General features: G+C 40.9%; 12 protein-coding genes and 1 riboswitch. Of the genes, 4 read left to right on the top strand and 8 right to left on the bottom strand.

Annotated elements, in window-relative coordinates:
• Positions 1 to 481 precede the first annotated feature (481 nt).
• From DX933_RS13775 to DX933_RS13760, 4 genes are all read right to left on the bottom strand, one after another.
• Positions 482 to 1,525, bottom strand: a complete 1,044-nt coding sequence (locus DX933_RS13775; RefSeq protein WP_123317012.1) for a ribonucleotide-diphosphate reductase subunit beta — start codon at positions 1,523 to 1,525, stop codon at positions 482 to 484.
• Positions 1,506 to 1,940, bottom strand: a complete 435-nt coding sequence (locus tag DX933_RS13770) for a flavodoxin (protein WP_123317011.1) — start codon at positions 1,938 to 1,940, stop codon at positions 1,506 to 1,508. Before DX933_RS13770 ends, DX933_RS13775 begins: the two co-directional genes overlap by 20 nt.
• Positions 1,937 to 4,129 (bottom strand): ribonucleoside-diphosphate reductase subunit alpha, encoded by a 2,193-nt coding sequence (locus tag DX933_RS13765; protein WP_190279541.1) that lies wholly within the window; start codon positions 4,127 to 4,129, stop codon positions 1,937 to 1,939. Before DX933_RS13765 ends, DX933_RS13770 begins: the two co-directional genes overlap by 4 nt.
• A 158-nt stretch (positions 4,130 to 4,287) precedes the next feature.
• Positions 4,288 to 4,485, bottom strand: a riboswitch (cobalamin riboswitch).
• Positions 4,486 to 4,573: 88 nt separating this feature from the next.
• Positions 4,574 to 5,479 (bottom strand): LysR family transcriptional regulator, encoded by a 906-nt coding sequence (locus DX933_RS13760; protein ID WP_123317010.1) that lies wholly within the window; start codon positions 5,477 to 5,479, stop codon positions 4,574 to 4,576.
• 143 nt (positions 5,480 to 5,622) lie between these two features.
• On the opposite strand from DX933_RS13760, the gene gdhA reads away from it, so the two are divergent.
• The 3 genes from gdhA (at position 5,623) to DX933_RS13745 (ending at position 7,893) form a co-directional block, all read left to right on the top strand.
• Positions 5,623 to 7,002 (top strand): NADP-specific glutamate dehydrogenase, encoded by a 1,380-nt coding sequence (gdhA, locus tag DX933_RS13755; RefSeq protein ID WP_123317009.1) that lies wholly within the window; start codon positions 5,623 to 5,625, stop codon positions 7,000 to 7,002.
• Between the two features lie 135 nt (positions 7,003 to 7,137).
• Complete coding sequence (locus tag DX933_RS13750; protein WP_123317008.1) at positions 7,138 to 7,434, top strand: hypothetical protein; 297 nt, start codon at positions 7,138 to 7,140, stop codon at positions 7,432 to 7,434.
• Positions 7,435 to 7,440: 6 nt separating this feature from the next.
• On the top strand, positions 7,441 to 7,893 hold the full coding sequence (locus DX933_RS13745; protein WP_123317007.1) for a hypothetical protein: 453 nt from the start codon (positions 7,441 to 7,443) through the stop codon (positions 7,891 to 7,893).
• A 71-nt stretch (positions 7,894 to 7,964) separates the two neighbouring features.
• Here DX933_RS13745 and DX933_RS13740 read toward each other — a convergent pair whose 3' ends face one another.
• The gene (locus DX933_RS13740) at positions 7,965 to 8,363 is read right to left on the bottom strand and encodes a thiol-disulfide oxidoreductase DCC family protein (RefSeq protein WP_123317006.1); all 399 of its coding nucleotides are present in this window, start codon (positions 8,361 to 8,363) and stop codon (positions 7,965 to 7,967) included.
• Between the two features lie 135 nt (positions 8,364 to 8,498).
• Here DX933_RS13740 and DX933_RS13735 point away from each other — a divergent pair, with 135 nt between their 5' ends.
• A complete protein-coding gene (locus DX933_RS13735) occupies positions 8,499 to 9,215 on the top strand; it encodes an SIR2 family NAD-dependent protein deacylase (RefSeq protein WP_123317005.1) in 717 nt (238 codons plus the stop codon).
• Positions 9,216 to 9,421: 206 nt separating this feature from the next.
• Here DX933_RS13735 and DX933_RS13730 read toward each other — a convergent pair whose 3' ends face one another.
• From DX933_RS13730 to DX933_RS13720, 3 genes are all read right to left on the bottom strand, one after another.
• Positions 9,422 to 10,216, bottom strand: coding sequence for an ABC transporter ATP-binding protein (locus DX933_RS13730; protein ID WP_123317004.1), 795 nt, complete (start codon positions 10,214 to 10,216; stop codon positions 9,422 to 9,424).
• A 1-nt stretch (position 10,217) separates the two neighbouring features.
• Positions 10,218 to 11,210 carry an ABC transporter permease gene (locus tag DX933_RS13725; RefSeq protein ID WP_123317003.1) on the bottom strand — a complete coding sequence of 331 codons (993 nt, stop codon included), beginning with the start codon at positions 11,208 to 11,210 and terminating at the stop codon, positions 10,218 to 10,220.
• Between the two features lie 96 nt (positions 11,211 to 11,306).
• Positions 11,307 to 12,311: an ABC transporter substrate-binding protein gene (locus tag DX933_RS13720; protein WP_123317002.1), complete on the bottom strand. Its 1,005-nt coding sequence runs from the start codon at positions 12,309 to 12,311 to the stop codon at positions 11,307 to 11,309.
• Between the last annotated feature and the right edge of the window lie 86 nt (positions 12,312 to 12,397).

Below are 12,397 nucleotides of genomic sequence, written 5' to 3'. Positions count from 1 at the left end.
GCCTTTACTGGCTGTTGAACCCACACGCGCAATTTTTATTATCAACAAAAAATCTTGAGGTGGGGATCTTACAGCCAGTTAATCTTTGATAAAAAGAGTTTCAGTGAAGTGAAGCTTCAATCCGTAGGCGTTCCAACAAAGAATTTCACTTTCTTTGTCGATTTTGGACACAGCTGTCTCCGTAGATTCATTCCACTTCTTATTAAATTTAGACATACAAAAAGAGCACGCCCTAGTAAAATTTAAAGTAACGCGGGTTCTCTTTATGAAAATGAACTGGGATTTGCCTTATTGGCAGTAATTTCGAAAATAAATACTGCCAGCTCCCATTATTTCAACGGATCAACAATAAAAATGGTCATGTTTATCTTTTCGTGATAAACATGACCATTTTTTCATGATGAGCGACTAGTTATATTCCAGCCCCCATATTCATAACTTCTTATCTATTTGATGATTTAGCTTGCATTTTTGTACGAAATTACAAATCGTCAAATCCGTTCAAATCACTTGTTTTCGTATATTGTCTTGATTTTTGCTCAAAGAAGTCGGTTTTCGTACCATCAAAATTATCAACATACGCACGAATCCACTTCATTGGGTTTTCCACGTGTTCTGGATAGATTTCATTCAAACCCATCATTCGCAGCATTTTATTTGCCCGGTATTTAACGTAACCTGCCATTTCCTCCAGGTCAATCCCTTCCACTTCTGCCAATACATAGGATGACCATTCGATTTCCAACTCAACGGAATGGCGGAAATGATCATAGACCCAATCGATAAATGCAGCATTATTATGCTCTGGATTTTCTGCTAATGTGGCGCGGAATAATTCCGCAATGAATCGACCATGCTCTAATTCGTCACGATTAATATAGCTCACCATCGTTGAAGTCCCGACCATTTTATTATGTCGAGCTAAATTATAGAAAAAGGCAAAGCCAGAGTAGAAGAACATGCCTTCCAATAAAGAAGTATATACCATTGTTTTTAAGATATTTTCAATGGTTGGTTCTTCGACAAACGCATTATATTGCTTCATAATATCTTCGTTTCGCTTCAATAAGACAGGATCTGTTCTTCCATGCTGGAATGCTTCATTCTGCTCGCCTAGTGAAACGACAGAAGATAATACATAGGAATAGCTTTCATTATGGACCGCTTCCTGCTGGGCAATGACGGCCATGATTGATTGTACGGATGCATCTGTTGCATACAAAGATAATAGTAAAGCTGTTCTCGTTTGCGGTGCATCAAGGGTTGAAAGCAAACCAATAATTTTCAAATAAGCATCCTGTTCGGATTGTGTCAGCTGCGAAAATTGTTTCACATCACTGGACATATTTACTTCATCTGCTTGCCAATAATTCCCAACAAGACGTTTGTACATTTTATACCAATGTGGATAGGCAATATCATTCCAATTCAGTATGCCGCTTGATTTACCACCAAATAAACCAGTTGATTTATTTGGATGCAACGGCTCCAGTGTTTTCGCTTTTTCAAGCAAAGCTTTTGACATCTTGCAAAACCCCTTCCATCCATTGATCAATTCGTATTTCTTGATAGCCTCTTGGGGATTGTTCAATTTTTAACCCATCCCACTTGCTATGATAAAAAGTCGCCAATTTGTCTACGGCACGACAAAATAAATCATCGCCGCCAAACTGCGTATCTCCTGTACCAAACACAGCAACATTGTCAGGCTTATAGCCGACCTCCAAAACGAAATCCTTCATTTCATCCGGAGTACTGCCTTGATCCCAAGTAAATGTTCCAATAAAAATGTAATCATAGCTGGACGCATCGATGGGATAGTCAATCCCAATCCGATGCATGTCCACCTGCATTCCATCATCTTTTAAACGCTGGGAGATTATTTCTGCAGTTTCCATCGTATTTCCACTATAGGATAAATAAGCTACTAATGCTCTCAACTTTCACACCACTCACATGCTTCGACATCATTTGACGTAGAGCGGACATAATACGTTGTTTTCAGTCCACCTTTCCAAGCTTGTAAATGCAGATCCAATAGAACCGACGCACGAATTGTATTCGGTACATAGAAGTTAAATGAAATACTTTGGTCAATATGCTTTTGTCTCGCAGCATTTTGTTTTACTGACCAGCGCTGATCGACAATATATGCGGATCTGCGATACACGTCATAGGTGCGATGATTCAGCTCTGGTGCAGTAGTAGGAATCTTGAAATCCTTCTTCTCTTCATTATAAAATGGCTTAAAAATCGGATCGATACTAGCAGTTGATCCTGCAATCATAGATGTAGTTGAGTTTGGTGCGACTGCCATTAAATAAGCATTCCGTATCCCATTTGCTTGTACATCCTGCTTAAGCTCCGTCCATTTCTCATCCGTATATCCTTTATCGGAAAAATATGCGCCTGATTCCCACTTACTTCCTGTGAATGCAGGGTAGCTTCCTTTTTCTTTACTTAATTCCATACTGTTCTTTATGGTTAAATAAGCGATTTGCTCATACAATTGATTCGCATAGGTTACGGCTTCCTCTGACTCCCAGTGGATGTTTTCCAACGCGAGTAAATGATGCCATCCAAATGTTCCCAGACCAATTGCACGATATTTTTGATTGGTTAGCTGTGCTTGCATAATTGGTAATGTATTAATGTCGATAACGTTATCCAGCATCCGTACTTGAATATGAATAAGACGATCCAATACTCCCGCTGGAACGGCCCGCCCCAGATTAATGGAGCTTAGATTACATACGACGTAATCACCTGTTTTGTATTTTTTTACAATCGTTTGCTCTTGTTCAATAAATTCCTCTAAAAATTGAGTCGGTGATTGATTCTGCGTAATTTCTGTACATAGATTGGAACAATAAATCATCCCGTTATGTGGGTTGCTATTTTTACGATTGACTTCATCCCGGTAAAACATGAATGGCGTACCAGATTCCAGCTGTGATTTTAAAATACGCTTCATGATATCAATAGCGGGAACTACTTTTCTGGATAAAGCTTCCTCTGCAATGCATGCTTCGTATTTTTCACGCCATTGTCCAGCACCATTTGTCTCATCATAAAAATCTTCCAATGAAAAGCCCATGACCTGGCGTACTTCATGCGGATCAAATAAATGCCAATCGCCACGCTTTTCAACCTGCTCCATGAAATAGTCTGGTAAACAAACACCAGTAAAAATATCATGAGCGCGCATCCGGTCATCCCCATTATTCAATTTTAAATCTAAGAATGGTTCAATATCCCGATGCCATATATCCAAATAAATCGCAATGGCACCTTTACGCGTTCCAAGCTGATCCACACTAACTGCCGTATTATTCAGCTGTTTAATCCAAGGCACAACTCCACTGGACATTCCTTTGAAGCCTTTAATTGAGCTTCCGCGGGCACGTACCTTCCCCATGTAAACACCAATACCGCCACCATTTTTAGATAGCTTGGCAATATCTGTATTACTATCATAGATAGACTGAAGACTATCATCTACCGTGTCGATGAAGCAGCTAGAAAGCTGACCATGGGTTTTACCAGCATTATTCATTGTTGGCGTTGCAACCGTCATGTACAAATTACTTAACGCCCAATATGCTTCCTCTACCAACGCCAAACGCTTGTCCTTTGCTTCATCCTGCATCAGATGCATCGCAATAATCATCCAGCGTTCCTGTGGTAATTCATATGTATTTTTTTCGTGATCCGTTGCCAGATAACGTGTTGCCAACGTATATATACCTAGGTAATCAAATAATAAATCCCGCTCTTGCTCCAGTTGATTCCCTAAATAATGTATTTCATCAGCTGTATATTTTTCAAGCAATGCAGGTGTATAAATACCAGTTTCAGTTAATACCTGAACCAGCTCCAAAAAGTCTCCATATGCTTGCTCCGCCTCATAGCCTCTATTTTTGGCAGCTTTTCTATACAATTCCTGCAAATAGATACGACTTGCCACATAGGTCCAATTCGGTTCAGATTCATCAATGTTTTCCAAGGCATTATTAATCAGAATTTCTGCCTTTTTCTCTGCAGAGGTATCCTCTTTTATTGCCCGTAATGATTTTTCCATATATGCATCAGTTTGGATTGCTAGTCCAGAAACCGCTTGTTTAATCATTTGTTCAATGCCCTCTGTAAAGCCAGTCGATACCTTTGTTGTCACGAAAAATTCCTCCCTTTTTTCATATAAAAAGCCACTCATTCCCGGCATGAGTGGCTTATAACGACAGATTTACATACAGTCTCCATCGCCTCACCTTCTCCCACCCCGAAGAAATGAAACTGCAAATCATGGCAGGTCTCCTGACTCTGTGCTTCACCCTACTAAAGGCCTTCCCATATGACCGCCTTTTTAGCAGTTCCATACAGTGGTATACCTCTTTCGTTCACACATACAGTTGCGGGGGCAGTTCCAGATTTACACTGGATTCCCTTTCAAGACAATTGCTTGTCACCATCATTCGCGATACTATATATAGCATCTTTTATATTCACCTTATCAATATGTTGTATGAATAGCCTATCATAGAAAAAAAGGTAAATCAATAGAATCGATATAAATTTAATTTTGAAATTCCTCTAATCGACGGAAAAAGTCGAGTAAGAAATGATAAAATAATTTCTCTGTTGGCAGCAGCTCACGATCTTTCGGCACAACCACACCGACAGTCCGTTTAATATCCGGATCTGTAATCGGTAATTTTACGGCGGAATGCGGTACACCATCTACTAATGTGATTTCTGGAACAATGGAAATACCAAGGCCAGCAGCAACCAAGCCTTTAATAGCATCAATATCCTGCCCTTCAAAGGAAACAAGCGGTTGAAAGCCAATTTGCCCACAAGCAGACATAATTAATTGGCGCAATATATATCCATTGGGAAATAAAACAAATGCCTCTTCCCGTAAATCTGCAAGCTGAATCGAAGTTCGTTTTGAAAATCGATGTGATTTCGGCAATAAAGCAACCATTCTCTCGGTAAATAAAATCGATCCCTTCAATTTTTTATCATTGTTTGGGACAGGACCAAGCAGCGCCATATTAATATCACCTTTTACAACAGCTTCTTTTAATTCATAATAAGACCCTTGAAACAAATGGAACTTCACAAGTGGAAATTGTTCACGAAATGCTGAAATCGCCGTTGGCAGTATGTAAGAAGCCAAACTGCTAGGAAAACCGACATGAATGGTTCCGCGTTCCGGGTCTGTATACTCATCGATAATTTGAGCAGCATCATCAATTAGATTCACCGCTTGCTCCATATGTTGATGGAATACTTTCCCAATCGGTGTTAACCGAACACTTCTGCCCTCACGGATAAATAAACTGACACCCAGTTCTTCTTCTAAGTTTGCCAATTGTCTGCTGACAGCTGATTGTGCAACATGTAATGCATTTGCCGCTTCTGTCACGTGCTCTCGTCTAGCTACTTCGATAAAATACTTGATTTGCCGTAATTCCATACGATGTTCCACCGCCTTATCTCATTTCGGCATGAATTATATCTGAAATTAATATTGCTTAGATGAATGGATGTCTGTAAAATTAGATTATATCAGAAATTTTCAAGTCGTGCTGATTACATTGGAAGGGAGTGAGTGCACGAATGAGCATATTTAAAACAGTTTCAAAAGAAGAAGAAGATGTTCAACGTCATCTTGATGAGGTATTCTCCAAAATACAGACTCGTGACCCACATGAAAAGGAATTTCATCAAGCGGTTCTTACATTTTTCAAATCTATTAAACCCACACTTGTGAAAAACCCCACATATTTGGAACATCAGATTTTAGAACGTCTGACAGAACCTGAACGGGCAATTACCTTTCGCGTACCGTGGGTAGATGATAACGGGAAGGTTCAGATTAACCGCGGTTTCCGCGTACAATTTAACAGTGCCATTGGACCGTATAAAGGTGGTCTACGCTTCCACCCAACTGTTAATATGAGCATTGTAAAATTTCTAGCCTTTCAACAAACCTTTAAAAATGCATTAACTGGACAGCCAATTGGTGGAGGTAAAGGTGGATCGGACTTTGATCCAAAGGGTAAATCGGACGGAGAGATCATGCGGTTCTGCCAAAGCTTTATGACAGAGCTCGTCAATTATATCGGCCCACATACAGATGTTCCAGCTGGTGATATCGGTGTTGGGGCAAGAGAAATCGGCTATTTATTTGGCCAATATAAGCGGCTGCGTGGCAGTTTCGAAGCAGGCGTACTTACTGGAAAAGGCATTGGCTATGGCGGCAGCCTCGGTCGAAAAGAAGCAACTGGTTATGGTACTGTCTACTTCGTTCAAGAAATGTTAAAAAATGAAGGTCACCAGCTAGCTGGCAGCAAGGTCGTCGTATCTGGCTCAGGTAATGTATCCATCTATGCCATGGAAAAAGCCATTGAACTTGGTGCTACCGTTGTTGCATGCAGTGACTCTGATGGTTATGTATATGATGAAGCTGGTATTAACTTGGATACAGTCAAACAGCTAAAAGAGGTAGAATGCAGAAGAATCAGTGATTATGTAGATAGTCACCCAAGCGCTACCTATGTCGAGGATTGTACCGGACTTTGGTCCATCCCATGTGACATTGCTTTGCCATGTGCCACTCAAAATGAAATTGATGAAGCAGCAGCAAAGCAGCTTGTAAAAAATGGTGTAAAAGTAGTCGCAGAGGGAGCAAATATGCCTTCCACACCAGACGCAGCTGAAATTTTTCAAGAGCAGGATATTTTATTTGCACCAGCAATGGCTGTAAATGCTGGCGGAGTGGCCGTCTCTTCATTGGAAATGGCACAAAACAGTACGTTCAGCTCCTGGTCTTTCCAAGAAGTAGATGAAAAACTTCATGAAATCATGAAAAACATTTATCAAAGCTGTATCGAAGCAGCAGAAGCACACGGCGAACCAGGGAATTTCTCCGTTGGTGCAACCATCGCTGGCTTTACAAAGGTTGCAGACGCGATGATCGCACAAGGTGCTGTATAACCATCATAATAAAAACCACGAAGCAAATTACTGTTTCGTGGTTTTTTTATTGGAACACATTTTGGAATATATGCTGATCCTTTAGCGGTTTCTCTTGAGTCGTTTAATAATCTAGAAATTGCTTTGTGTTTTTTGATGATTAAGCTTGATTCGTTTAATTTTCCAGCGATTGCTTACTTTTTTTTGACGATTAAGCTTGATTCGTTTAATTATTCAGGGATTGCTTACTTTTTTTTGACGGTTAAGCTTGATTCGTTTAATTATTCAGGGATTGCTTACTTTTTTTTGACGGTTCAGCCCGATTCGTTTAATAATCTAGTGATCGCTTGTGATTTTTTGACGATTCATCCCGATTCGTTTAATTATCCAGGGATTGCTTGTGATTTTTTGACGATTCATCCCGATTCGTTTAATTATCCAGGGATTGCTTAGCTTTTTTTGACGATTAAGCTTGATTCGTTTAATTTTCCAGCGATTGCTTACTTTTTTTTGACGGTTCAGCCCGATTCGTTTAATTATCCAGGCATTGCTTACTATTTTTTGACGATTCCGTCCGATCCGTTTAATTTTCCAGGGATTGCTTACTATTTTTTGACGGTTCAGCCCGATCCGTTTAATTTTCCAGCGACTGCTTACTATTTTTTGACGATTCCGTCCGATTCGTTTAATTTTCCAGCGATTGCTTGTGATTTTTTGACGATTCCGTCCGATCCGTTTAATTATCCAGCGATTGCTTGTGATTTTTTGACGATTCAGCCTGATCCGTTTAATTTTCCAGCGATTGCTTACTATTTTTTGACGATTCCGTCCGATTCGTTTAATTATCCAGCGATTGCTTGTGACTTTTTGACGGTTCAGCCCGATTCGTTTAATTTTCCAGCGATTGCTTAGCTTTTTTTGACGGTTCAGCTTGATTCGATTATAAACATAGATTTAGCAAGATTTCCTATCAAGGCTTTCCCTTATGCCTGTGATAAAAATCTTTTTCGCTGTTCTGGACTTGGTAGTATGCAGCTTTCTTTTTTACCAAACCATTTATAGCGATTTCGGGCAATAAAGCGGTAAAGCAGATTTCGTAATGGTTTTGGTATGACAATGAAGACATAGTTGAACTTCCATGCTCCAGAAAGCTGTTTAGCAATGCGTAAAGCGGCAGTTGATTGCTCATATACCTGCCCATTTTCTAGGAGAACAAAGCTATCTCCCGCAGTATCCACATGATGGGCTGCAAGTAATTCCTTGCCAATGTCACTGGATAAGGAAGCAAATTTAAACAATCCTTTTGGGTCGCGCTTTAAAATAAACTGTACACTTGCATCACAAAAGTTACAGTCGCCATCAAACAACACAATACGTTCCATACGTAACCTTACCCCTTTCATTCATCTATACCCAATTATAACACCGCGCAAGCAAACTGTACTATAATGATATGCAGAAGAAATCCTTTGATACAACACGATATGGAAATGAATATTGAAAGGGAGCGAATACGCATGCGTACGTTAGCAGAAATGATACAGGAATCCAACTATACTGTTGTTTTTACTGGAGCAGGGATGTCAACAGAAAGTGGTCTGCCTGATTTTCGTTCGGCAAAAGGGGGATTATGGGAAAAGTTTAATCCTGAAGAATTAGCAAATGTTCATGCGCTGGAAAACAATGAAGCCGCCTTTCTTGCTTTTTATCAAAGCAGGCTGGCCGATGTCAAAGCATTCGCACCACATCAAGGGCACCATGTGCTTGCCAGCTGGGAGAAGAAGAATCGAATCCAAGGCATCATTACACAAAATGTGGATGGCTTTCATCACGATGCGGGGAATACGAAAGTGATGGAGCTTCATGGTACATTTCGGAAGCTGTATTGTCACCATTGTGGTCAAGCCTTTCAACAAGATGATTATGTTCAAGGAACGGTGCATTGTACATGTGGCGGTCCGATTCGCCCTGGTATCGTCCTTTTTGGTGAGATGTTACCGGAGGATGCATTTCGTCAAGCAGAAAAAGCAGCTTTAAAAGCAGAATTATTTATTGTACTCGGCTCCTCGCTAACAGTCACACCCGCCAACATGTTTCCAGTGCTTGCAAAAGAAAATGGTGCCAAGCTTGTCATCGTCAATCACGATGCTACTCCTTTAGATAGAATGGCTGATCTCGTGATTCAGGACCAACAGATTGGCGAACTGCTCACAGCTGTGGATCAAGCTTTGTGATAACGTGAAACTTCAATCCGTGGGGGGGCCTTCGCACTTCCCCCTCGGATTGTTAGTTGAACCAATCAGGCCTTTACTGGCTGTTGTTCCACCGCTTACAATGCTTGTTATCAACAATAATTCCTAAAGTGGGGGGCCTACAGCCAGTTAATCTGTGATAACAGAAAAGCGAGCAAATCCACGTCCAGAATCTGCTTGCTTTTTTATTAACCAAGTACAGCACGATCACTTTCAAATTTTTGACCGCGGATACGCTGAAATTCTGTCAACAAATCCTCAATCGTCAATTTCTGTTTTTCCTCACCGGAAACATCAAAGATAATTTGTCCTTTATCCATCATAATCAGCCGTGTACCAAGATCTAGTGCCTGTTGCATATTATGGGTAACCATAAGGGTTGTCAGCTTCGATTTGCCAACGACTTCCTTCGTCAGTTTGGTAATGAGCGCTGCACGGGAAGGATCCAATGCAGCTGTATGCTCGTCTAATAATAAAATATTTGGATTGGTAAAAGTGGCCATGAGGAGTGACAATGCTTGACGCTCCCCGCCGGAAAGAAAACCAACCTTAGCATTTAACCGATCTTCCAGCCCTAAATGAAGTGTTTCTAAATATTCCTTGAATAAAGTCTTCCTCTTCTTATTCACGCCAAGGCGTAATGTCCGTTTTTTATTGCGTGAATAGGCGAGTGCCAAATTTTCTTCTATCGTCATCGATGGTGCTGTTCCTGCCATCGGGTCCTGAAATACTCTGCCAATATATGCGGAGCGTTGATATTCCGGCAAATGAACAACCTGTTTTTCATTGATAAAAACATCTCCAACATCAGGAATCAGATTGCCGGATATTACATTCATCAAGGTAGACTTTCCAGCACCATTACTTCCGATAATCGTTACGAATTCACCCCGTTCCAATTCCAGGTTGGTGTGTTGCAACGCTATTTTCTCATCTGGTGTTCCTTCGTTAAATGTCATGGAAATATCCTTTAACTGGAGCATGTCACACCTCCCCTACCTTGATACGTTCCAATTCGGCCCGTTTTCTTTGGCGGCGCTTCTTTTCCCGATGGGTTTGCATCATTTTTGGAGCAACAAGTGCTGCAATGACGAGTACAGCGGTAATGAGCTTCATATCGCCTGTATCAAGGAAGTCAACCCGGAGTGCAATGGTGACCACAATCCGATAAATGACAGCACCACCAATGACCGCGATGGTTGCCCTTGCAATGGTCTTTGTCCCGAATAGCGCCTCTCCTATAATAACGGAAGCAAGTCCAATGATAATCATACCGATTCCCATACCAACATCAGCAAAACCGCCATGCTGTGCAATTAAAGCTCCGGAAAATGCAACAAGGGCATTGGAGTATCCAATTCCAACAATGATCAAATTATCCGTATTTGCGGAAAAGCTGCGAATCATACGCTGGTTATCACCTGTTGCCCGAAGCGCCAAACCAATCTCTGTTTTCAAATAATAATCTGTGATAAATTTGATGGCCAATGTTACCACCATCATGACTAAAACAATGGCCCATGTAGCAGGAAAGCGCTCCATACCAATTGCTGCCAACATACCATTGAAAAAAGTATCCAATCCTGTTCCAGACCAAAAATCCCGTAATTGCTTAAAAATGGTTGTTTCGTTCAATAAAGACAAAGTTGGCCGGCCCATAATTCTTAAATTAATGGAATATAAAGCGATCATCATTAAAATTCCTGATAACAGCGCATTAATTTTACCTTTTGTATGCAATACTCCCGTCACACAGCCGGCAATAAATCCGGCTACAGCAGCCAGTAACGTTGCAAGAACTGGTGAAACACCGTGCATAATCGAGATCCCAGCAACGGCAGCACCGGTTACAAAGCTTCCATCCACTGTTAAATCTGGAAAATCAAGTACACGGAAGGATAAATATACACCAAGCGCCATGATGGCATAAATAACACCTGATTCTACTGCTCCGAATATTGCAATAAATGAAAACATAACGCCCACCTTTCTGCAGTCACTGCCGTTCAATTGTCAGGACAGGCTGTTAATCATACCCCACCCTGTCTCCGTGGCATAGATGTATATGTGGATTTATTCCGCTGCCGTTTCTACAAATTCGGCGTCTTGATCCCAGTCTTCATTCCATTCGACAGCCTGTTCCTCCGCAGCCTGTTTATTTATAAATAATTGGATTTCAGGTGGTATCTCTACCGGTATATCCTTTGTCGTTTTTTCCCCAGATAAAATCTCTACTGCCATTTCACCAGTGCGGTAACCAATGGTAAAGTAGTCAATTCCAAATGTCGCAAAACCACCTTTTTCCAGCGAATCCGGCTCGCCGACAAATAGTGGAATATCCTGTTCATTCGCTACACTTACTACACTTTCCAATGCGGATACAACTGTATTATCTGTAACGATATAGAATACATCCGCTTCTCCCACAAGTGTTGTTGCTGCCTGATGTACCTCCGCAGAATTGGCCACTGTCCGCTCCACCAGCTTTAAGCTTGTTCCCTCTGCAGCCGTCTTTACTGCATCTGTTTGGGATACAGAATTTTGCTCACCCGCATTATAAATTAAACCTACTGTTACTCCCGAAAAATATTTATCGATAAAATTCACCGTTTCCTTAATTGCATCTGGATGAAGGTCAATCACACCAGTAATATTCTCTCCTGGCTCATCCATTGCCGATACGAGCTCAGCCCCCACAGCATCTGTTACGGAAGTAAATACAATTGGAATATCTGTCGTTGCTTGTTTCGCACCTAGTGCACTCGGTGTAGCATTTGCAAAGATTAAATCAACATGATCTGCTACCAGATTATCCGAAATGGGTTTCACATTATTCTGATCCCCCTGGGCACTATTAAATTCAAGCTCAGCCTTTATCCCTGCATCTTCTATTGCCTTTTGGAAGCCTTCATATGCTCTGTCCAAGGATGGGTGTTCGACATATTGAGAAACTCCAATTTTATATGTTTTTCCATCCCCATCATCTTTTCCGGAAGCATCGTCTGAATCCGTTCCACAAGCAGCCAAAACTAAAACACCAATCATTGCCAATACCAACAGCTGGAACCATTTTTTCATTGCATTGTTACCTCCTACACCCGTTAAATTTTAATTACTCAGGAGAACCCAAAGTCAAAAAAGTTTTAAGAGAAATTATACCACTG

Source organism: Ornithinibacillus gellani (assembly GCF_003730295.1).
In the GTDB taxonomy this organism is placed as follows: Bacteria; Bacillota; Bacilli; order Bacillales; family Amphibacillaceae; genus Ornithinibacillus_A; species Ornithinibacillus_A gellani.
The sequence above is the reverse complement of the archived record's forward strand: the minus strand, read 5'-3'. Positions and strand labels throughout refer to the sequence as shown.

Excerpts from the sequence above, each read along its gene's own strand:
- DX933_RS13740 (WP_123317006.1), bottom strand. The coding sequence starts at position 8,363 with ATGGAACGTATTGTGTTGTTTGATGGCGACTGTAACTTTTGTGATGCA.
- DX933_RS13730 (WP_123317004.1), bottom strand. The coding sequence starts at position 10,216 with ATGCTCCAGTTAAAGGATATTTCCATGACATTTAACGAAGGAACACCA.
- DX933_RS13735 (WP_123317005.1), top strand. The coding sequence starts at position 8,499 with ATGCGTACGTTAGCAGAAATGATACAGGAATCCAACTATACTGTTGTT.
- DX933_RS13765 (WP_190279541.1), bottom strand. The coding sequence starts at position 4,129 with ATGATTAAACAAGCGGTTTCTGGACTAGCAATCCAAACTGATGCATAT.
- DX933_RS13760 (WP_123317010.1), bottom strand. The coding sequence starts at position 5,479 with ATGGAATTACGGCAAATCAAGTATTTTATCGAAGTAGCTAGACGAGAG.
- DX933_RS13750 (WP_123317008.1), top strand. The coding sequence starts at position 7,138 with ATGATTAAGCTTGATTCGTTTAATTTTCCAGCGATTGCTTACTTTTTT.
- gdhA (WP_123317009.1), top strand. The coding sequence starts at position 5,623 with ATGAGCATATTTAAAACAGTTTCAAAAGAAGAAGAAGATGTTCAACGT.
- DX933_RS13775 (WP_123317012.1), bottom strand. The coding sequence starts at position 1,525 with ATGTCAAAAGCTTTGCTTGAAAAAGCGAAAACACTGGAGCCGTTGCAT.
- DX933_RS13725 (WP_123317003.1), bottom strand. The coding sequence starts at position 11,210 with ATGTTTTCATTTATTGCAATATTCGGAGCAGTAGAATCAGGTGTTATT.
- DX933_RS13720 (WP_123317002.1), bottom strand. The coding sequence starts at position 12,311 with ATGAAAAAATGGTTCCAGCTGTTGGTATTGGCAATGATTGGTGTTTTA.